Source organism: Pararhizobium sp. IMCC21322 (genome assembly GCF_030758295.1).
In the GTDB taxonomy this organism is placed as follows: Bacteria; Pseudomonadota; Alphaproteobacteria; order Rhizobiales.
The window spans coordinates 3,637,582-3,658,513 of the sequence record NZ_CP132335.1 but is presented as its reverse complement, the minus strand read 5'-3'; the positions used below and the strand labels follow the sequence as shown (position 1 = coordinate 3,658,513).

Genomic DNA, 20,932 nt, shown 5'->3' with positions numbered 1-20,932 from the left:
GATGGCAACACTTGATCTAAAAGACATTCGAAAGTCCTTTGGCGACGTGGAGGTGCTTCACGGCATTGATGCAGCCATCAAGGACAGCGAATTTGTTGCCATTCTTGGCGAAAGCGGATGTGGCAAATCTACCTTGTTGCGCATCATCGCCGGTCTTGAAACCAGCACCAGCGGACAAATTCTGATTGATGGTAAAGAGGTGAGTGACCGCACACCTCGTGAGCGGGACATTGCGATGGTGTTTCAGAGCTATGCGCTTTATCCGCATATGACGGTGACCGAGAATATCCGCTTTCCTCTGGAGCTTGCCAATTGGAGCAAGGACGACATTAACGAGGCCATCGACAAGGCGATTGCCATGTTGAACCTGCAGCCGGTTGCGGCGCGCAAACCCCGGGAATTGTCCGGTGGACAAAGGCAGCGCGTTGCCATGGGCAGGGCGCTTGTGCGTCAGCCAAAAGTGTTTTTGTTTGACGAACCACTGTCGAATCTCGACGCAAAGCTGCGGGTTCAGATGCGTGCCGAAATCCGCGATTTACAGCGCCAGTTGGGCACCACATCGGTTTATGTGACCCATGATCAGATTGAAGCCATGACCATGGCAGACCGGGTGATTGTGATGAACAATGGCAAGGTGGAGCAGTTTGGCGCGCCACTTGAACTATACGACAAACCGGCCAACCGCTTTGTGGCGTCTTTTATCGGGTCACCGCCGATGAATTTTGTCGAGGGCGAGATTACTGCGGGGGGAACTGTCCGAGAGTTTGTCTATGAAGATATGCGCTTGAAGCTTGGTGCTGCCCAGTTACAAGCAGGTCCTGTGGTGATGGGGTTTCGTCCGGAACACATTACGCTGAGCCGAGCCGGACCAAGTGGCTTCAAAGGCCAAATCATCTCTGAGGAAAATACCGGTGACCGGACATTTTTGGTGGTCAATGTCAACGGGTCTCCCATGGGCGTAACGTCAAGCACGCGACTTGATGTGGGTACTGGCGATAGTGTGACCCTCGTTCCTGATCTTTCGCGGCTGCATTTCTTCGATCCGGACAGCGAAAAGCGTCTCTGACTGGCCTTAGCGTCTGTGGACAAACCCATGGCCGGGTTGCTTGTTGCCGTGCCGATTTCACGTAAAGTGCGGCTATAACGCATTGCGGCTGCGATCTGTGTGGGCCTGAAGGCAGTTGCCGAAGGCTTCCACCTCTATGCGTTTGACGCCAATGCGTTGATAGGCTGCCAAGGGCAATTGGCCGATATCCGGCAAACCGTCATCAAGAGACAGGGTTTTCAGGGGCGGTGTTGCGGCAAGGGTCGGCATGACGGTTAAGGCAAGGTTTGCAGCGACCAGTGCACGAACGCCAATCGGGTCCGGACTGGTGTGCGCGATGTGGCAGTTTTGACCGGCTTTATCGAGCGCATTCATGGCAAACCGGCGCAGATCGCGTCCATCCGTCAGAAAGGCGAGAGGGATGCTTTCATTCGGGTCGAACCTGAAATTTGGGCCCGACACCCAGGCCAGATCAATGTTCTGGACGAACAGGCGACCGGGGCGCTTGCCCTGATCGACAATGAAGGCAATGTCCAGCTCGCCATTGTCAAACCGGGCGATTGTCTCTGCACTTCTGCCACAGGACACTTCCACATGCAGTTTTGGGAATTGCCCTGCAATCTCTTCCAGCACGCTTGGCAGCACCGACACAGCCAGTGTGCTGGTGGTGCCCAGACGGATGACTGAGCGGGTCTGATCCTGTTTCAGACTGTCTACCGCTTCATCCACCAGATTGAGGATGCGCCTTGCATAGACAATGAACGCTTCGCCTTCCGCCGTAAGCTGCATGGATTGGCCGCGTTTGCGGTCAAACAGGCGTTGTCCGATGGTTTCTTCCAATCTGACAATGTGTGTGCTGACCGCTGATTGAACTGTGCCGCGTCTTTTCGCCGTCTCAGAAAAATTCAACGTCTCGGCTGAGATGACGAAGCTTTCCAGCCAGCCAAAATCAATTGCCATTAAAATCTCCAAAACAGTTTTTAATGATCATATATAACTGTTTCCAATATTTATAGACAAGGTCTATTGCAGCATCTGATTGTCTTCCCGTTGATTGGTCGATGCATGAACCTTGAATTCTATCTTGTGGCTTCGGCAGCCGTTCTGCTGACTGGCATTTCAAAAAGTGGATTTGCCGGGGGACTGGGCGTATTGGCCGTCCCCATGATGTCTCTGTTTCATACGCCGCAAGTGGCGGTGACCATCATGATGCCGATCCTGTTGATCATAGATTGTGCGAATATCTGGAAGTATCGCGCCTCATGGTCGCGCAAAATCGTGTGGTCCATGTTGCCGGGGGCCTTTTTGGGGCTCGCGCTGGGGGCCTTTACCTTTCAATGGATGAATCCGGCATTTCTGAAACTCGCGGTTGGTGCGATGGCACTTTTGTTTGCTGCGCAATTTGTTGTGTCAAAAACCAGGGGCGCGGCGCGGCAGGAAACCGGTTCGGTGGCGGTATTCAGCCTCGGTGCTGTCTCGGGGTTTGCCAGTTTTGTCGCGCATGCCGGCGGGCCGCCGGTAAAGGGCTATCTGTTGCGGCAGAATATGGAAAAGTCAGAATTTGTCGGCACCAACAGCGTCTTCTTCTTCGCCCTGAATTTTCTGAAGACACTGTCATATATGGCAATGGGCCAGTTTACCGCTGATACGCTTCAGACCAGTGCTACGCTGATTCCGTTTCTGATTGCAGGCGTTTTTCTGGGCTTTCGATTGCACGGTCTCGTCAATCAACGCGTTTTTGCCAATATAGCCTATGTGTTTCTGGGCTTTGCCGGTGCGAAACTGCTTTGGGATGGGCTATCCGGCCTTGGCTGAGGCACCTTGTTGGGCATTTTTATGATCTGTCTTTGGATTTTGGCTCTCTGGCCTTGAAGGTCAGGCCCAGATCGACCCCATGTTTTCCGAAGCGGGCACGTATTTTGTCCATGGCAAATTCTGCTGCACGGCGCTTTTTGGCGCCGTGATCGACCAGATCCATAGGATCCGCCAAGTGGCCATCGACCAGATCCGAGACGCCGATGCCGATCAGCCGGAAGCGTGTGCCGTCCAGCTCAGGCTTTAGCAGAGAAACGCCCTCGCTATAAATCCGGTCGGCCAGCTGGGTCGGGTCACCCAAAGCGCGGTTGCGCGTTCGTTGCTTGAAGTCGGTGGTTTTGAGTTTAAGAACCAGGGTTCGGCCAGCAATGTTCTTCTCTTTCAATCTGGCGGAGACCTTTTCGGCAAGCCCGCGCAAAATCGGATGCAGGTCATTTGTCGTGGCAAGATCGGCGTTGAAAGTTGTCTCTGAACTGACGCTTTTTGCGCCGCCACGCGATTCGATTTTGCGGCTATCCTTGCCTTTGGACAGCTGTGCCAAACGCAATCCCATGGAGCCGTAGCGTTTGCCAAGAACGGTTTCCTCCATGGTCTGCAACTGTCCGACTGTGTGGATGCCATCGGCTGCCAGTTTTTTCTGCATGGCCTTGCCGACACCCCAGATGAGACTGACATTCTGCCGTGCCAGGAAATCCAGCGTTTCAGCCTTGCCGATCACAGCGAAGCCGCGTGGCTTATCAAGATCAGAGGCAACTTTGGCCAGAAACTTGTTGTGGCTGAGACCAACCGAAATGGTGATCCCTATATCCTGTTCAATTATCCGGGCAAAGCGCGCCAGGGTTTCAGCGGCGCTGGCATGGTGCAGCCTTTCCGTGCCGGTCAGGTCCAGAAAAGCCTCATCGATGGAAATGGGTTGCACGGCGGGCGTGAGATCATCCATATGCGCGCGAATTTGGCGGCTGACGCGGACATATTTTTCCATATCGCCGCGAATGATGACCGCGTCAGGACACAGTTTGGTGGCCTTGAACATGGGCATGGCCGATCGTACGCCGAAGGTACGAGCCATATAGCAGCAGGTCGATACAACGCCACGCCGACCACCGCCGATGATGACCGGCTGATCACGCACTTCCGGGCGGTCACGCTTTTCAACGGAGGCATAGAAGGCATCGCAATCAACATGCGCAATGGTCAGATCAAGCAATTCTGTATGGGCCACCATGCGCGGGCTGCCGCACGCCTTGCAGCGCGGCCTTTCGCCTTCGTTTGAGACCGGCTCAACAGCAAAACAGGTCCGACATAGTGCAGCAATGGTCATTTTGGAACGCAGCTCACCTGATTGGAGGGTTCTGACAATAGCTCCAAATTACGTTTATCCGAGCATTATTTTTCAGCTCAAGACCTGATTGAACCTTTACCGTGCGTCAGTCCGTGTCAGGAATGAGGTGATCAAGGTGTGGGTATCATCCCAAAAGCGGGTTCTCAGTTGAACTGAGGGAACGTTGTCGGCCAATTCCAGAAATATCGGGTCAGCAACAAAATGAACCAGATTCACATTGGGCGCGGTTTTTGCGACTGAGTGGAGGTGCTCCGGACTGTCATCCAGAAACCAGATGGGACCAGATGACTGTTCCTCGATATGTGCCAGGGCTGGGCCTTTGGGCCCGGTATTTGTCACGACGGGATAGTGCAGTTCGTGGCCTGCAAGACACTTGATTCGTGCATCGCGATATTGAAAGGGCATATTTGTCAGAAACAAAATGTCGGCGTGTTCTGAAAGCCGGTTCAGTCCGGAGACCGCGCCATCTATCGGCAATTGACTGTGGGCTTCGACCTCGAAATAACTGTGTATCATGGCAAAGACGGTTTCATCGGGTGCATCCGCCCCGCCATCCAAGGCGTGGATGTTTCCCGTCAGCTTAAATTTTTCTTCCTTGAAGCCATAGCCATGCCTGCCAAAATGCGCCTCCAGCGGGCGCACAAAGTGCAGCACCACCTCATCCACATCGCAAACAATCAAGGGGCGATCTGAAAAAATTATACTTTTCAGTTGTTTATGTGTGTTTTCGGGTAGAATGATTCAGGTCTCCTGTGGAGTAGTCTATTGGGGAACGGGTCCGCTGAGTTGGCGATGAGCCGCCATAATTGCTTCGGCATCGATGTTGTTGTTTACGGAAAAGGTCAGCAAAAGTGCTTCGTTCTGCATCATATAGTCCAGAACACCTGCAAGAAAACCCGGCGAAGCGGCGGCTTCCCGAATCTTTTCAGGGGCAAGGCCTGTCACAGACAGGAATCGTTCCAGAACTTCCTTATCCTGGGCCAAATGTCCAAGGGCCTGAATGGCCAATGCCTCCGCAAATTCTGTGTCTTTGCCGTGCAAGATTGAGGCACCTTTCATAAAATCGGGTGTTGTGGTGGAAACTCTGGTATCTGAGAGGTCGTTGGCTTGACGAATTGAGTCCCGAGTCTAGCACGATCCGCAAAAGCCGCAATAATCCAGCGGGCTGTTTAGGTAACCTTAGGGAATTATTTGGATAATTGATGACACAGAATATTCTTATTGTAGAAGACAACGAGCTGAACATGAAATTGTTCAACGATCTTCTGGAAGCCCATGGCTACAACACGTTGCAAAGTCGCAATGGGATGGAAGCGTTCGAACTGGCCAGAGAGCATAGGCCGGATCTTGTGTTGATGGATATTCAGTTGCCCGAGGTTTCGGGACTGGAAGTCATCAAATGGCTCAAGGAAGATGACGAGTTGTGCAAAATTCCGGTGATTGCTGTCACCGCATTTGCGATGAAGGGGGATGAAGACAGAATTCGTGAAGCTGGCTGTGAGGCATATCTTTCCAAGCCGATCTCAGTCGCTAATTTTTTGGATGTTGTCTCCCAACACCTGCCAGTCGAAAACGACTAGTGGTGTTGTCCGGGTGGCCACTTTTTAAGTAGAAACAGAATACGACTATGTCGATACGTGTTTTGGCCGTTGACGATCTTCAGGCAAATCTGAAGCTTCTCTCTGCCCGCCTTACAGCTGAATACTACTCCGTGAAAACCCTTTCGGCGGGGTTGGACACGCTTGAATATTGCCGCAACAATCCCATTGATGTGGTGTTGCTGGATATTGTGATGCCGGGTCTGGACGGGTTTGAGACCTGCCGTGCCCTGAAATCTGATCCGCTTACGCGTGACATTCCCATTATTCTCCTGACCGCGTTGCAGGATGAGGCCTCACGTATCAAAGGGCTCAATGCGGGAGCCGATGATTTTCTGTCCAAGCCGGTCAATGATGTGGCGCTTATCAGCCGAATTCGCAATCTGGCGTCTCAGAAGCAGACCCTTGAAGACATGCGCACCCACAGCATGAATGCGTTTCGCAAGGATGCTGATGCGACCAGTGAGGGCGATAATTTCGAAGAGGTTGACGAATCCTTTGATGATGGCCGCAATGGTCAGGTTCTGGTGTTTGATGATGATCAGACATCGGCAGATAAAATCTTCAGAAGCCTCTCATTTGAACAGGGCATCAAGACAGTCACTACTGAGGTGGCGGCTATAGCGGCGATCAGTTCCAGCGACTGGGATGCTGTTGTTGTTTCCCTTGGTGTCAGTTCGTCAGATCCTCTTTCGTTTCTGTCACAGCTAAAGGCACCCCTGCAACACCGTCATTTGCCGACACTGGTTGTCGGTAAGCCTGAAGATGAGAAACGCCTGCAGCGCAGCTTTGATCTAGGGGCAACCAATTATGTTGTCGCGCCATATCCAGAGCGAGAGCTTGCTGCGCGGATGCGCCGTGAAGTGTATCGACACCGCATGTTGCGCGAGTTGCGTCTGGAAGTAGAAAACACACTCGAGCTTGCAGTCATCGACCCGCTGACAGGATTGCAGAACCGACGGTTTTTAGAACGACAAATGTCGACTTTGATCGACCAGTCATTGCGTTACAAACGTGATCTGTCGGTGATGATCATGGATATTGATAAGTTTAAATCCATCAATGATGTTCATGGCCATGCGGTTGGTGATGTGGTGTTGAAAGAAATCTCGCATCGCATCAGGCGTAGCTTGCGCGGCTCGGATTTGGCCTGCCGGTTTGGTGGCGAGGAATTTGTCTGCGTTCTGGCAGAGACTGAGCTGGATGTGGCGTTTTTAGCGGCTGAACGTCTGCGCAAGGAAATTGAATCCGTGCCGTTCATCATCAATGATGATGGCTCGCAGATTACGGTTACGGCCAGTTTTGGAATTACCCAATTCAAGGGGCGCAAGGATTCTGCCGACGCCATGCTGAAACGCGCCGATGAAGCGCTTTACCGTGCGAAGGAAGCCGGTCGCAATCAGGTGATTTCCAAGGCGGCCTAGAGTATCCGTCTTGGTCTAGCCAGGTAATTCAACAAATTCCGGACAACAAAAAACACCGCAGGATGACAATCATGCGGTGTTTTACGATTTGGTCTCCGCCCTGAGGCAGAAGAAGCTATTTGATTTTGGCTTCTTTGAATTCAACGTGTTTGCGAACAACGGGATCATATTTCCGCTGCGTCAGCTTTTCAGTCATTGTGCGTGAGTTCTTTTTCGCGACATAGAAATAGCCGGTTTCAGCTGTGCTCACGAGACGAACTTTGATGGTGGTGGCCTTTGCCATGTTCTCATTCCTTGGAAATGCTATCGGGCGCAGTACCGCCTCTTTGAGCGCGCAAACTACTCATAAAGTACAGAAAGTCAAGCGGGCGAGTGGTCTGTCAGGCACAAACCAGACATTTATTACGCAATGTCATAAATTTCGCTTTTGAGACACCTTCCTATGGCGTCCGAACGGGTCTGATTACGCTATCAACACAAAAACAGCGCCTGCAGCGGACAGAAGATTCCAGAGGTGGGAGCATTGCCCATGATTCGAAGCACACAGCACCAAATTGTGATGTAGCGCTCATTAGAGCCCGGTGACAAAATCCGGTTTGTATCGCCGGCCAGCGCGCCAAACCGCGAGGATGTCGAAGTGTCGGGCGACATGCCTATAACAAGCTCAACCATCCGGCCGGAACAGATGATGAGCGTTCGTCTGATTTCAACGAAGCGCTGAATGACCCACAGGTCAGAGCGATGTTTGCAACAGGTGGCGGCAAGGGGGCTTACCGGATTGCCGAGCGTCTGGATTTCGACTGCGCGCAGCGTGATTCCAAATTTCTGGTGGGCTTCAGTGATGTTACAATCCTGCAGATGGCTCTGTGGAAGCAGGGTGTTGGCGCGCAGCGTATTCCGATGGGCTTTCCGACCACGCTCGACGCCGAGCATGGCATTTTGACAGTCAACCGGTTGCGCTCTATCTGAAACGTCAACAATACGGATTTACTCACGCCATATCGCGGCGATGTTTGCCATTTCGGGCGGTATAGACCGGCACAGCATGATCATCGTGCAGTGCGATTGTGCCTTCGGCAGTTATACGCTCTGACACATCATTGAGCACCATTTGTGTAATTCGGGGCATCTCATAGCCATCGGTCTGATCCAATGGAATCCATGATAATTCATTCAGTTCATCCGTCGGGATATCCTTCAGTTCCAGGCTGATTGCCGAACGGGTTGCTGTAAAAAAACGGGTGTCATAACGGCGTACCAAGCCCGGAGGCGTAACTGCGCGGGCCACATAGCGCAAGGGTGCCAGATTTGGCACCTGTTTGTGATTCAAAAACGGGGCCCAAACGGAATTTGTTCCTTTGGTGTCTTCCGTCACTGGATTGCCAATCAACATTCCAACTTCTTCAAATGTCTCTCGGATGGCAGCTAAAGCAAAAGCGCGGGCACGCCTGTGTGTCGCCAGGCTCTTCAACCCGGAGGCCATCAGACGTTCAAGCGTCGGTTTGGTTAAATCGCTGTGGAATGGGGCATGATTGTCGGGGCGATCCACACGACCGCCAGGAAAGACAAAAACGTCCGGCATGAATGTATGGGCCTTATGGCGGCGCCCCATGAGAACGTGTGGGCGGCCGTTCTGCTCATCAAGGATCAGCAAAGTACCTGCAGGTTTTGGTTTTATGACAGGGTAGGAGTGGGCAGCGTTGCTCTCTCCAGAGGGGGTGTCAGTCCTGCCAGATTGTGCCATCAGCCTCTTCTTCACCACCGAAGCCATGCATGCGATTGGCCCATTGCAGGCCGATGGTCATGCCCTTCATGGGCTGAAGAATCCAGAAGGACAACAAAATGGTCAACGGGAGCCAAAGCGACATGTGAATCCATATGGCCGGATGATACAGCTTTTCCAATACCAGCATGGCCGCTACGACGATGTGGCCAACGATAAAAATGGTGAAATAGGGCGGTGCATCGTCGGCTCTCTGATGATGCAGTTCCTCGTTACAATGGCTGCAATTGTCGTTCACTTTCAGATACTTGTAGAACAGATTTCCGGTTCCGCAATTCGGGCATTTTCCCGCCAGACCTTTGCGCATGGCAGGCCAGATAGCACGTTTTTGATCAGCACCTGGCTGAGCCGGGGTTGTGATGTCTACACTGCTCATATCTGCTCCACTATCTACGGCCACGTCGTGGCGCTGTGCTGGGCTTTTTGCGGCGGGATTTCTGCTTGCGTCCGGGGCGATGGTTCATTGGCCCTCCAGACTTAGTGCCTTCGCTCAGCATTTCAAATCGGAGCGCGCCTGCAACCGGAGCGGCTTCAACAAGCTTTACCTCAACCAGGTCACCAATGCGATAGCGCTCGCGGCTTTTTTCCCCAATCAGAGAGTGTTGGGCTTCATCGAAAAAGAAGTAGTCGGAGCCGAGTTTTGAAATCGGGATAAAGCCGTCTGCGCCGGTATCATCCAGCTTGATGAAGAGGCCAACCTTGGTAACTCCAGCAATCCGGCCGTGGAAACGGGCTCCGATCTGACCAGAGAGATGGGCGGCAATCAAGCGGTCAATCGTATCGCGTTCAGCCAGCATCGCGCGGCGCTCGGCGGCAGAAATATCTGCTGCAATCTCTACAAGGCGGGTTTCGAAACCGGGCTGCAGCCCTCCTTCGCCAAGGTCTAAAGCGCTGACCAGAGCGCGATGGACGATCAGATCCGCATAGCGCCGTATGGGCGACGTGAAATGAGCATAGCGCCGCAGGTTCAAGCCAAAATGGCCCAGATTTGCAGGGCTGTAGGCTGCCTGACTTTGCGAGCGCAGCACCACCTGATTGACCACGGTTTCGTGCTCTGTTTCGGCAACGCGCGTTAGAATATCGTTGAAATGGTGTGGCCTGAGATTGCCGCCCTTGCTCAAATTGATGTCAAGTGAGCGTAAGAACTCTCTCAAGGTCTCCAGCTTGTCCAGTGATGGCGCTTCATGCACGCGGTAAACCAGAGGTGATTTTTTGGCTTCCAGACTTTCAGCCGCCGCTACGTTGGCTTGAATCATGAATTCTTCGATGAGCTTGTGTGCATCCAGCCGTTCAGGAACCAGAACCCGATCTACAGTGCCATCGTCTTTCAGCAGAATTTTACGTTCTGGCAGATTCAGCTCAAGGGGCGCGCGGCTTTCCCGGCCTTTCAAAACCGTGCTGTAAGCGTTCCAGAGCGGTTGCAAAATGGTGTCGATAATGGGCGCTGTCTTGTCATCGGTCTGCCCGTCAACCGCGCTTTGTGCTTGCTGGTAGGACAGGCGTGCAGCGGACCGCATCATGATGCGGTGAAAGCTGTGTGTTGTTTTGTGACCCGCAGCGTCAAAAATCATTTTGACAGCAAGTGCTGGCCTGTCGACGCCTTCGCGCAGGGAGCACAAATCGTTTGAAATCCGCTCTGGCAACATGGGAACAACGCGGTCCGGAAAATAGACCGAATTGCCACGCAGCAGGGCTTCTTTATCGAGCGCAGCTTCAGGGCGCACATACCAGGAAACATCAGCAATGGCGACTGTTACAACAAAGCCGTCCTTGTTGGCTGGATCAGTGTCTGTCTCGGCATAGACCGCATCATCATGGTCTTTGGCGTCGGCTGGATCAATGGTGACCAGCGGAACCTTGCGCCAGTCTTCACGGCCCTTCAAAGGCGCAGGTTTTGCAGCGTCCGCGTCAGCCAGGACCCGTTCAGGGAAAGTGTGCGGAATGTTATGAGCGTGCAGGGCTATGGCACTGACCGCCTTTTCATTCGTCATATCGCCAATGACGTCCAGAATGCGTGCGATTGGCAGTCCATGGCGAGCAGGCTTGTCAATGCGGACGGAGATCAGATCGCCCTTTTTGGCCTTGGCGGCATCGTCCGCGTGGACCATTATTTCCTTCTGCTTTTTATCAATCGGGATCAGGCGCGCATTTCCTTCACCGTCAAATCCCAGAATGCCCAGGGTCGGACCACGCTCTTTTTCCAGAACACGGATCACCTTACCGGTATGGGTTGGCTGGCCTGAAGCCGCATCGTTTTCAGGTGTCAGCTTGGTGAGAACACGGTCACCAACGCCCGGTGCGGGGCCTTTGTCGCGGGAACCGCGTGTCAGCAAAACCAGTGGGGGCGGGCCATCTTCGGCTTCATCCCAACTGGCCGGTTTGCCCAGCAATTCCCCGTCTTCGTCACGTCCGTAAATATGCAGAACCGTGACCGATGGCACTTCGCCGGGGCGGCTGAGTTTCTTGCGCCGGCGCACCAGACTGCCATCTTCGGCCATTTCTGACAAAAGACGTTTCAGGCCAATTCGGGCAGCGCCCTTGATATTGAACGCTTTGGCAATTTCCCGTTTGCCGGAACGGCCGGGATTGTCGGCAACAAAGCGCAGCACATCATCCTTGCTTGGCAGGTGATCAAAGTCTGAGCTGCTCTTTTTGGCCAATGATCAGTCTTCCTTGGCCGCTGTTGTCTTTTTGGGTGCGGCTTTCTTCTTTGCTGCCGGTTTTTTTGCTGCGGCTTTTTTCGCTGCAGGTTTTTTGGCCGCTGGTTTTTTCTTGGCGGCGGGTTTCTTTTTGCCTTTGGCTGCGCGCTCATTCACCAGCTCTATGGCTTCTTCCAGCGTGACAGCCTCCGGCTCCTTGCCCTTCGGCAAAGTCGCATTGACCTTGCCCCATTTGGCATAGGGGCCATAGCGCCCTTCATGAACGGTTATTTTGCCACCATCCGGGTGCTCACCCAATTCCTTCAATGCAGCAGCAGCGCCCCGCCGTCCAGGTCCCTTGGCAGCCTTATCGGCGATCGCTGCAACCGCCCGGTTGATCCCGACAGAGAACACTTCGTCGACACTTTCCAGATTGGCGTATGCACCATCATGGAGCACGAAGGGGCCATAACGACCAATGCCGGCCACAATCGGTTTACCGGTTTCCGGGTGGTCGCCCACCGGGCGCGGCAGAGATAACAGCGCCAGACCTTTTTCCAGATCCATGGCCTGCAATGACCAGGTTTTTGGCAGGCTGGCACGTTTGGGCTTGGCTTCTTCTCCCAATTGCACATACGGCCCGAAACGGCCTGTTCTGGCCGTGATCATCTGATCTGTTTCCGGGTCTTTTCCAAGCTCGATAATGGCGTTTTCAGCTTCGCCATCATTCTTGCCAGCCTGGCCCAATTGCTTGGTAAAACGGCATTCCGGGTAATTTGAACAGCCGATGAAAGCGCCAAATTTACCAACCTTCAAGCTGACGCGACCATCATCACATGTCGGGCATTTGCGCGGATCAGATCCATCTTCCTTTTCCGGGAAAATGTGCGGTCCGAGCAGTTCATTGAGCGCATCCAGAACCTGCGTAATGCGCAGTTCCTTGATATCATCAACGCTGGCTGAGAACTGTCCCCAGAAATCATTCAGGACCTGGCGCCAGTCCAGCTTTCCATCGGACACGCGATCAAGCTGTTCTTCCAGTTGCGCTGTGAAGTCATACTCCACATAGCGTTTGAAGAAACCTTCCAGGAATGCGGTGACGATGCGGCCCTTGTCATGAGGAACAAGGCGCTTTTGATCCATTTCAACATAATCGCGCTCGCGCAGTACGGCGAGGGTCGATGCATAGGTCGACGGGCGGCCAATGCCCAATTCTTCCATTTTGCGGATGAGCGTGGCTTCAGTGTAGCGCGGGGGGGGCTCAGTGAAGTGCTGACTGGCGGCGATGCTGTCGCGCGTCAGGTCCTCGCCAACTTTAACAGCCGGCAGGCGGCCTTCCGCTTCCTCGTCATCATCGTCACGGCCTTCCTGATAAAGTTTCAGGAAGCCATCAAAACGCATCACCGTTCCGGTTGCGCGCACTGTTGCGCTTTTGCCGGATCCGTTTGCCAGAATATCAACCGTGGTGCGCTCCATTTCGGCAGACAGCATCTGGCTGGCCATGGTGCGCTTCCAGATCAGCTCATAAAGCCGTGCCTGATCGGTCTCCAGGGTTTTCGACATTTCTGCCGGGTGACGGGCCAATGCAGTGGGACGAACCGCCTCATGCGCTTCCTGAGTGTTTTTGGCTTTGGTAAAATATTTGCGCGGGACTTCCGGCACATAATTACTGCCGAACTCCGAACCGATTTGCGATCTGACTTCGGCAACGGCCTCTGGTGCCATGTCCACGCCATCTGTTCGCATATAGGTGATGAGACCGGTGGTTTCGCCGCCAATATCCACACCTTCATACAGGCGTTGCGCCACCTGCATGGTGCGCGATGCGGAAAAGCCGAGTTTTCGAGAGGCTTCCTGCTGCAGCGTAGACGTTGTGAAAGGTGGCTGTGGATTACGCTTATGCGGTTTTGCCTCAACGCTTGAAATCGTGAAGCTTGCTGTTTCCAACATGGCTTTGATGGTGTTGGCCTCATCAGCGCCGTCAATCGTCAGACGCTGAATTTTCTTGCCTTCATACTCCACCAGACGGGCTTTCAAATCCTCGCGGAAACTGGTTTTCAGAGCTGCCTGAATGGACCAGTATTCCTGCGGTTTGAAGACCTCAATTTGCATTTCCCGTTCACAGACAAGGCGCAGCGCCACAGATTGAACACGGCCTGCAGATCGTGCACCAGGCAGTTTGCGCCACAATACCGGCGACAGGGTGAAGCCAACCAGATAATCCAGTGCGCGCCGTGCCAGATAGGCTTCGACCAGATCGACATCTATCTCGCGCGGATTTTTCATGGCTTCCAGAATGGCGCTTTTGGTAATGGCGTTAAATACGACGCGCTCGACCGGCTTGTCCTTGAGGATCTTTTTGTCCTTCAGGATCTGCAGAACATGCCAGGAAATGGCCTCGCCCTCGCGATCCGGATCGGTCGCGAGGATCAGACGGTCAGACTCTTTGACAGCGGCAGCGATCTCACTGATGCGTTTTTTGGCCTTTGCATCAATTTCCCATTTCATGGCGAATTCTTCGTCAGGAAGCACCGAACCGTCCTTCGCAGGCAAGTCGCGGACATGGCCGTAAGAGGCCAGTACCTGATAATTTGAGCCGAGATATTTGTTGATGGTCTTCGCCTTTGCGGGCGATTCAACGATGACCAGATCCATGAAAGTGCCTGTCTGTTACGCAAAAATCTTAGAGGCGAAGCTGAGAGAACGCCCTTTGTTTGAACGAATGTTCGCTTGTCACATGGTCGGAAGAAACCGATTGGTCAAGTCCCAAGTGACATTACAGCAGACAAAGATTGTTTCTAAAATGATTCAAAAGTCCTTGCTACCAGTGGTGGATTGCTAGCACGGCAGTCGTATTTTCAGGACCAATTTATTCGACCAATGAGACTTTATTTCCAGGGTGACGGGCCAATCGTCCCGCAAGATCCAACTCTAGCAAAACCAGATAGACCGCACCGCCGGATATACCCGTGACACGAATGAGCTCATCGGTTTCGACAGGTGCCATGCCCAGTGCATCTATGATCAAACTGCGGTCGGTCTCAGATAAGTCCCGGACTTCTTCTGTCGGGCTTTCCTGTAGCCCAATGGCTGGTGGCGCTGGATGGGCAGTGCCGTGGAGCGGGCGTAAGGCATCCAGCACATCTTTTGCCTCGGTTACCAAAGTGGCGCCCTGTTTGATGAGTTGGTTCGGCCCTGCCGCTCTTGGATCGAGCGGGGACCCGGGGACGGCAAAGACTTCGCGGTTCTGCTTCAAGGCAAGGTTTGCGGTAATAAGCGAGCCCGAACGTCTTGCAGCTTCCACAATGATTGTGCCGAGTGACAGGCCGGATACAATGCGGTTGCGGCGCGGAAAATCCTGCGCGCGCGCCGTCCAGCCAAGAGGCTTTTCGCTGAGAAGGCAGCCTGTTGCTGTGATTTGCTCTGAAAGTGATTCATGTTCCGATGGGTAGATACGGTCCAGACCACCCGCCAGAACCGCGACTGTCCCGGTTTCCAGCGCTGCTTCGTGGGCAACGCCATCAATGCCACGGGCAAGGCCTGAGGCAATACAATAGCCCGCCTGACCCAGATCACGTGCCAGCTTCACGGTCATTTTTCGACCGATGATGGAGCAATTGCGTGCGCCGACGATAGCAATCATCGGTTTTTCGAGTGCGGACAAATGGCCCTTCACCAGAATCACCGGCGGTGCATCGTCTATGGCACGCAGCCAAGATGGGTAGTCCGGTTCGCCCATGGCAATCAGTTTGATGCCAAGCCTTGCAGCCTGTTCAAGTTCGGTTTCAATGTGTTTGAGTTCGGCAATGCGGATGCGTTTTGCGGCGCCACCGCGTTTTGCCAGATCGGGCAGGGCGTCGATTGCCTGTTCAGCTGTGCCAAAATGATTGATGAGATCGCGAAAGGTAGAAGGGCCAACCTGCTCGCTGCGAATAAGACGCAGCCAGTGCAGACGCTGTTCATCGGTCAGCGCAATTCCCTGTTCATACGGGTCGTCGAACAGGCTCACTTCTTATCGGTGGCCTTGGCGCCACTAATCCGGCTTTCAGTCCCCTTGAGCAACCGACCGATATTCTGGTGATGCTTGATCCACAACAACAGGGTCAGCAGTGCATAAAGTTCAGCATATTGCCAACGCCCCATGAAGGCAGTGAAGATGATGACCAATATGGAACTGATGAGGGCAGACAGCGAGGAGTAGCGCGTTATGAAGGCGAGTATCAGCCAGGACGCTGCGAAAACAAGGGCTGAGGGCCAATAGAGGCCAAGCGAGATGCCAATGAAAGTCGCAACGCCTTTGCCGCCTTTGAATTTCAGCCAGACCGGGAAAAGATGCCCCAGAAAAGCGCCTAGTCCCGCCAGAACGGCTGCATCGATGCCAAATCGAAAGGCGATCAGGACAGCGACCGTGCCTTTCAGGGCATCGCCCAGCACGGTCATTGCCGCCAGCTTCTTGCTGCCGGTGCGCAGAACATTTGTTGCGCCGATGTTGCCGGAACCGATTTTTCTGACATCTCCAAGGCCGGCAAACCGGGTCAGGAGATAGCCAAAGGGAATGCTGCCCAGAAGATAGCCAAATGCAAGTGCTGCCAGAAAGAATGGCCAGGACAAAGCCCAGTTGATTGGATCAGGCATAAAGGTGCTTCCCGGTACATGTCATCTTGCGGCAATCATGCCCGTTTTTGTGCCCGTGGGGCAAGTGACAGAATTTTTTCAAAGCAACACAGCCATTGATCGCTCTTAATAAATTAAGCTTATCGGCTATTGGACCACTTGTCTCTGCCAGCCGGTTCCTTTAACTGAAACCAACACAGAGATGATGCAGGCGAGCACGTAAAATGAGTTTGATAGACACACGCACACCCGACCCAAAAAAGTTCATTCCCGGTGCAACCGGCGACTGGGAGGTTGTTATTGGACTGGAAGTCCATGCGCAGGTGTTGTCAAATTCAAAGCTGTTTTCCGGCGCAGCCGCAGCCTTTGGCGGCGAGCAGAATGATCATGTCAGCCTGGTTGATGCGGCTATGCCCGGCATGCTGCCCGTCATTAATGAAGAATGTGTGCGTCAGGCCGTTCGAACCGGGCTTGGTCTGAAAGCCCAGATCAACAATCGCTCCGTGTTCGCGCGCAAAAACTATTTCTACCCCGATCTGCCGCAGGGCTATCAGATTTCGCAATTCGATCAGCCGATTGTCGGCGAAGGGATCATCCATCTGGACATGCCCGATGGCCCGGTTGAAATCGGGGTTGAGCGGCTGCATCTGGAGCAGGATGCGGGAAAGAGCCTGCATGATCAGCATCCATCGATGAGTTATGTGGATCTCAACCGGTCCGGCGTTGCTCTGATGGAGATTGTTTCCAAGCCTGATCTGCGCTCCTCCGATGAGGCGAAGGCCTATATCGCCAAGCTGCGTTCGATCCTGCGCTATCTTGGTACCTCTGATGCGGATATGGAAAAAGGCAATCTGCGGGCCGATGTGAACGTGTCCGTGCGCAGCCCGGGCGGGGAATTTGGCACACGTTGCGAGATCAAAAACGTCAACTCCATTCGCTTTGCCGGACAGGCCATTGAATATGAGGCACGTCGTCAGATTGCCATTTTGGAAGATGGCGGCAAGATTGATCAGGAAACGCGCCTGTTCGATTCCGTAAAGTGTGAAACACGCTCCATGCGTTCCAAGGAAGAAGCGCATGATTATCGCTATTTCCCTGACCCCGATCTGCTGCCACTGGAATTTGATCAGGCCTATGTCGACGCGCTGGCGGTTGATCTGCCGGAATTGCCGGATGAGAAGAAGGCCCGTTTCATCAATGATTACGGTTTGACGCCATATGATGCTGATATTCTTGTGGTCGAGCGTCAGTCCTGTGATTATTTTGAAGACGTTGCCAAGGGGCGTGATGCCAAGATTGCAGCCAATTGGGTCATCAATGAATTGTTCGGCAGGCTGAACAAAGAAGGCAAGTCCATCGACGCAAGCCCGATTTCAAGCGGACAGCTTGGCGGCATGATTGATCTGATTTCCAATGACACGATTTCTGGTAAAATCGCCAAGGACGTCTTTGAGATACTCTGGACAGAAGGCGGTGACCCGGCGGAAATCGTTGAAAGCCGCGGCATGAAGCAGGTTACTGACCTGGGTGCCATTGAAGCCGAGATTGATGCCATTATTGCTGCCAACCCGGATAAGGCTGCGCAGGCCAAGGAAAAGCCGGGTCTTCTTGGCTGGTTTGTCGGGCAGGTGATGAAAGCCACCGGTGGCAAGGCAAATCCGAAAGCTGTGAATGATCTGCTGCGTCAGAAAATCGGAATTGAATAAGCCTGCCGCAAATTACTGAGTCGCTCATGTCCGCACCGCATTGGTCGACGATGGTCGGCAATCCGTTTGCTGTCCGCGTGACGCCGAAAGCTTCGTCAAACCGGATTACGGTGGAAGAACAGGGTGATGGCTCGTGGTTGGTTCGTGTTTACATCACAACGGTTCCAGAAGATGGCAAAACCAACAAGGCGGTCATAAAGCTGTTGGCAAAGGAAATGGGAGTGGCCAAAAGTTCACTCTCCATCATCAAGGGCCTCAAGGACCGAAACAAGCTGGTTCAAGTCCGCGGTTAAGTGCTGCGTTTGCTCTTCAATAGTCTGATTTCAGATTCTGCCACTTGCAAAAATGCTGCGGTGCGGTAAAAATTCTTATGGAAAATTTTAACGTCACTCCACCAGCTTCATCTGCCGGGTCGTCGAAGCAGTTTCCCAAGCGACTCAGAGAGGGATTGCTGCAATTGTTGGGGTCAATCTACCCCGAGCATGACCAGCAGGCATTGCTGGATCAGGCGCTGCTGGCCTTTTGGCCTGATGGCGATTTGCCGAGGCAACGTTCCAGAATGGCAGCAAATACGCTTTGGAGTGAGCAAGACAGTTATGTCATCACCTATGGCAACACATTCACAGACGGCGAGCACAAGCCGCTTGATCTGCTTTGTGATTTCCTTGAAAGCCGCCTGAAGGACAGCATATCCGGGGTTCACATCCTGCCGTATTTCCCTTTCACATCTGATGATGGATTTGCGATTACGGATTATTATTCGGTCAACAGCGCGCTGGGTGCGTGGGAGGATATTGAACGTATTTCCCAGAATTTCCGGTTCATGTCTGACCTGGTCATCAATCACTGTTCCAGTCAGAGCGGGCTGTTTCATGAGTATTTGCTGGGTCATGAACCCTATGACAAATTCTTCTTTGAAGCCTCACCAGACGATGATTTATCCGCTGTTACCCGGCCGAGAGCACAGCCTTTGCTGAGGGAAGTGGAAACAGCCAACGGACCAAAACATGTCTGGTGCACGTTCAGCCATGATCAGGTGGATTTTGACTTCCGCAATCCGCAGGTGCTGTTTGAGTTTTTGCGCGTGCTGCGATTCCATATCTCAAAGGGTGTGAGGACACTTCGTTTGGATGCCATTGCCTATTTGTGGAAGGAAGTCGGCACCTCGTCCATTCATTTGAATCAGACCCACGAAGTTGTTCGGCTGATGCGTTTATTGGCGGATTACAACGAAAATTCGCTGATCCTGATCACCGAAACAAATGTCCCGAATTTTGAAAATTTGAGTTACTTCGGCAATCGCAACGAAGCGCATGTTGTCTATAACTTTTCACTGCCGCCCTTGTTGTTGCACGCTTTGCTGAATGGCACGTCCCGTCATCTCAGCGCCTGGCAGATGACGATGCCACCCGCGCAAATGGGCTGCACTTATTTCAATTTTACGGCCTCCCATGATGGTATTGGCGTGCGTCCCGCTGAGGGTCTTCTGGATGATGCTGAAATTGATAGTGTAATCGAAACCGTTGAGGGTTTTGGCGGCCTTGTCAGCATGCGGCAAACCGCTGATCGGGGTCCGCGACCCTATGAAATCAACATCGCTCTCTTTGATGCCCTGAAAGGCACGGTCAAGGGCGAAGACCAGTGGAATGTTGAACGGTTCCTGTGCAGTCAGACCATCGCAATGGGTCTTGAGGGTATTCCAGGGTTTTACATTCATTCATTGCTGGCGACATCGAATGATCATGAGGGCGTGGAAAAAACAGGAGTGAACCGGGCGATCAACCGTCACCGCTGGCACTATCCTGATCTTCTTGACGCGCTTGAGGACGCATCCAGCATTCACGCACGCGTTTTCAGCGCCATGAAACAGATCATTCAGATACGATCAAAACAGCCAGCCTTTCATCCCAATGCGACCCAGTTTACCTTGCAGCTTGGGGAAAGTGTTTTCGGTTTCTGGCGCCAGAGCTTGGATCGCTCGCAGAGCCTGTTCGCCATCCATAATGTAACGGATGAGACGGTTTCGATTCCCGCCATGTCGCTAAACCTCATTGGCGGCGAAGAATGGTCAGATTTGCTGTCCGGAGAAACAACCAAAGCCTATGGCGATGTGATTGAGCTGGCACCTTATCAATGCCGGTGGATCACGAACCGGTCCACAAAATTTTGAAACCCGCTAATGCCGCCAATATGATCGTCTTTAGTGATCTGGACGGCACGCTGCTGGATCATGAGACCTATTCATATGCAGAAGCGGACAACGCGCTTGCATTGCTGCGGGAGCGGCGGATTCCGCTGATCCTGGCCTCCAGCAAAACAGCGGCAGAAATATTTCCGCTACGTCAGACGCTGGGTTTCCAACACTGTGAAGCAATCGTCGAAAATGGCGCCGGTTTGCTGGCACCCGGGAACCCGGATGGGAATGCAGCCACCGATTATGAGCAAATTCTGGATTTACTCTCGGATTTGCCGAACGATGTTCGGGCAGGGTTTACCGGATTTTCTGACTGGTCTGCGCAAGAAGTGGCAGATCGCACCGGTCTTTCGGTTCAAAATTCTGAATTGGCCAAACAGCGCTATTTTTCAGAGCCGGGTCTATGGTCTGGAAATGATCAGGCGTTTGACGCCTTCAGCTATCAGTTGCAGGAAAAGGGGCTGGTGGTCCAGCAAGGAGGGCGCTTCATTTCCCTGTCATTTGGTGGCAACAAGGCCGGCCAAATGCTGGAGATACAGAAGCGCTATCACAGGGCAAATCAGCGGGCCTATTCCATAGCGTTGGGTGACGCTGGAAATGACATTGCCATGCTTGAAGCTGCGGACCTTGGCGTGATCATTCCAAATCCAGACCACAAGGGTATTCCGCGCCTTGATGGAGAGGCTAGCGGATCGATCATTCGTGCTGTAGCGCCGGGACCTCGCGGCTGGAATGAAACTATAAAAACACTACTTGCCAACAACGAATAAGC

The 20,932-nt window shown here is 53.1% G+C and carries 20 protein-coding genes; 9 read left to right on the top strand and 11 right to left on the bottom strand.

Annotated elements, in window-relative coordinates:
- Position 1 precedes the first annotated feature (1 nt).
- A complete protein-coding gene (locus RAL91_RS17150; RefSeq protein WP_306257473.1) occupies positions 2-1,066 on the top strand; it encodes an ABC transporter ATP-binding protein in 1,065 nt (354 codons plus the stop codon).
- Between the two features lie 72 nt (positions 1,067-1,138).
- On the opposite strand, the gene RAL91_RS17145 is transcribed toward RAL91_RS17150, so the two are convergent.
- Complete coding sequence (locus tag RAL91_RS17145) at positions 1,139-2,005, bottom strand: LysR substrate-binding domain-containing protein (protein ID WP_306257472.1); 867 nt, start codon at positions 2,003-2,005, stop codon at positions 1,139-1,141.
- A gap of 105 nt (positions 2,006-2,110) precedes the next feature.
- Between RAL91_RS17145 and RAL91_RS17140 the strand changes: the two genes are divergently transcribed.
- Positions 2,111-2,860, top strand: coding sequence for a sulfite exporter TauE/SafE family protein (locus RAL91_RS17140; RefSeq protein ID WP_306257471.1), 750 nt, complete (start codon positions 2,111-2,113; stop codon positions 2,858-2,860).
- A 19-nt stretch (positions 2,861-2,879) separates the two neighbouring features.
- On the opposite strand, the gene RAL91_RS17135 is transcribed toward RAL91_RS17140, so the two are convergent.
- From RAL91_RS17135 to RAL91_RS17125, 3 genes are all read right to left on the bottom strand, one after another.
- Positions 2,880-4,181, bottom strand: coding sequence for a DNA polymerase IV (locus RAL91_RS17135; protein ID WP_306257470.1), 1,302 nt, complete (start codon positions 4,179-4,181; stop codon positions 2,880-2,882).
- A 96-nt stretch (positions 4,182-4,277) separates the two neighbouring features.
- Positions 4,278-4,856: a hypothetical protein gene (locus RAL91_RS17130; protein ID WP_306257469.1), complete on the bottom strand. Its 579-nt coding sequence runs from the start codon at positions 4,854-4,856 to the stop codon at positions 4,278-4,280.
- 108 nt (positions 4,857-4,964) lie between these two features.
- Complete coding sequence (locus RAL91_RS17125; RefSeq protein WP_306257468.1) at positions 4,965-5,243, bottom strand: DUF3572 domain-containing protein; 279 nt, start codon at positions 5,241-5,243, stop codon at positions 4,965-4,967.
- A 161-nt stretch (positions 5,244-5,404) separates the two neighbouring features.
- Here RAL91_RS17125 and RAL91_RS17120 point away from each other — a divergent pair, with 161 nt between their 5' ends.
- Positions 5,405-5,782: a response regulator gene (locus RAL91_RS17120; RefSeq protein ID WP_306257467.1), complete on the top strand. Its 378-nt coding sequence runs from the start codon at positions 5,405-5,407 to the stop codon at positions 5,780-5,782.
- A gap of 47 nt (positions 5,783-5,829) precedes the next feature.
- Positions 5,830-7,224 carry a PleD family two-component system response regulator gene (locus RAL91_RS17115; RefSeq protein ID WP_306257466.1) on the top strand — a complete coding sequence of 465 codons (1,395 nt, stop codon included), beginning with the start codon at positions 5,830-5,832 and terminating at the stop codon, positions 7,222-7,224.
- A gap of 115 nt (positions 7,225-7,339) precedes the next feature.
- Here RAL91_RS17115 and rpmG read toward each other — a convergent pair whose 3' ends face one another.
- A complete protein-coding gene (rpmG, locus tag RAL91_RS17110) occupies positions 7,340-7,507 on the bottom strand; it encodes a 50S ribosomal protein L33 (protein WP_306257465.1) in 168 nt (55 codons plus the stop codon).
- Between the two features lie 317 nt (positions 7,508-7,824).
- On the opposite strand from rpmG, the gene RAL91_RS17105 reads away from it, so the two are divergent.
- Complete coding sequence (locus tag RAL91_RS17105; RefSeq protein ID WP_306262982.1) at positions 7,825-8,193, top strand: LD-carboxypeptidase; 369 nt, start codon at positions 7,825-7,827, stop codon at positions 8,191-8,193.
- A gap of 22 nt (positions 8,194-8,215) precedes the next feature.
- On the opposite strand, the gene RAL91_RS17100 is transcribed toward RAL91_RS17105, so the two are convergent.
- The 6 genes from RAL91_RS17100 to plsY all read right to left on the bottom strand — a co-directional run bounded on the left by RAL91_RS17100 (position 8,216) and on the right by plsY (position 16,281).
- The gene (locus RAL91_RS17100; protein WP_306257464.1) at positions 8,216-8,968 is read right to left on the bottom strand and encodes an NUDIX domain-containing protein; all 753 of its coding nucleotides are present in this window, start codon (positions 8,966-8,968) and stop codon (positions 8,216-8,218) included.
- Entirely contained in the window at positions 8,946-9,383 is a 438-nt protein-coding gene (locus RAL91_RS17095; protein ID WP_306257463.1) for a DUF983 domain-containing protein, read from the bottom strand. Before RAL91_RS17095 ends, RAL91_RS17100 begins: the two co-directional genes overlap by 23 nt.
- Before the next feature lie 10 nt (positions 9,384-9,393).
- A complete protein-coding gene (gene rnr / locus RAL91_RS17090) occupies positions 9,394-11,667 on the bottom strand; it encodes a ribonuclease R (protein ID WP_306257462.1) in 2,274 nt (757 codons plus the stop codon).
- Positions 11,668-11,670: 3 nt separating this feature from the next.
- The gene (gene topA, locus RAL91_RS17085) at positions 11,671-14,301 is read right to left on the bottom strand and encodes a type I DNA topoisomerase (RefSeq protein ID WP_306257461.1); all 2,631 of its coding nucleotides are present in this window, start codon (positions 14,299-14,301) and stop codon (positions 11,671-11,673) included.
- Between the two features lie 214 nt (positions 14,302-14,515).
- On the bottom strand, positions 14,516-15,649 hold the full coding sequence (gene dprA, locus RAL91_RS17080) for a DNA-processing protein DprA (protein WP_371932553.1): 1,134 nt from the start codon (positions 15,647-15,649) through the stop codon (positions 14,516-14,518).
- A 2-nt stretch (positions 15,650-15,651) separates the two neighbouring features.
- On the bottom strand, positions 15,652-16,281 hold the full coding sequence (gene plsY / locus RAL91_RS17075; protein WP_306257459.1) for a glycerol-3-phosphate 1-O-acyltransferase PlsY: 630 nt from the start codon (positions 16,279-16,281) through the stop codon (positions 15,652-15,654).
- Between the two features lie 203 nt (positions 16,282-16,484).
- On the opposite strand from plsY, the gene gatB reads away from it, so the two are divergent.
- From gatB to RAL91_RS17055, 4 genes are all read left to right on the top strand, one after another.
- Positions 16,485-17,966 (top strand): Asp-tRNA(Asn)/Glu-tRNA(Gln) amidotransferase subunit GatB, encoded by a 1,482-nt coding sequence (gene gatB / locus RAL91_RS17070; protein WP_306257458.1) that lies wholly within the window; start codon positions 16,485-16,487, stop codon positions 17,964-17,966.
- A 26-nt stretch (positions 17,967-17,992) separates the two neighbouring features.
- Positions 17,993-18,259, top strand: a complete 267-nt coding sequence (locus tag RAL91_RS17065) for a DUF167 domain-containing protein (RefSeq protein WP_306257457.1) — start codon at positions 17,993-17,995, stop codon at positions 18,257-18,259.
- Positions 18,260-18,336: 77 nt separating this feature from the next.
- A complete protein-coding gene (locus RAL91_RS17060) occupies positions 18,337-20,136 on the top strand; it encodes a sugar phosphorylase (RefSeq protein ID WP_306257456.1) in 1,800 nt (599 codons plus the stop codon).
- Positions 20,133-20,930 carry a mannosyl-3-phosphoglycerate phosphatase gene (locus RAL91_RS17055; protein WP_306257455.1) on the top strand — a complete coding sequence of 266 codons (798 nt, stop codon included), beginning with the start codon at positions 20,133-20,135 and terminating at the stop codon, positions 20,928-20,930. Before RAL91_RS17060 ends, RAL91_RS17055 begins: the two co-directional genes overlap by 4 nt.
- Positions 20,931-20,932 lie beyond the last annotated feature (2 nt).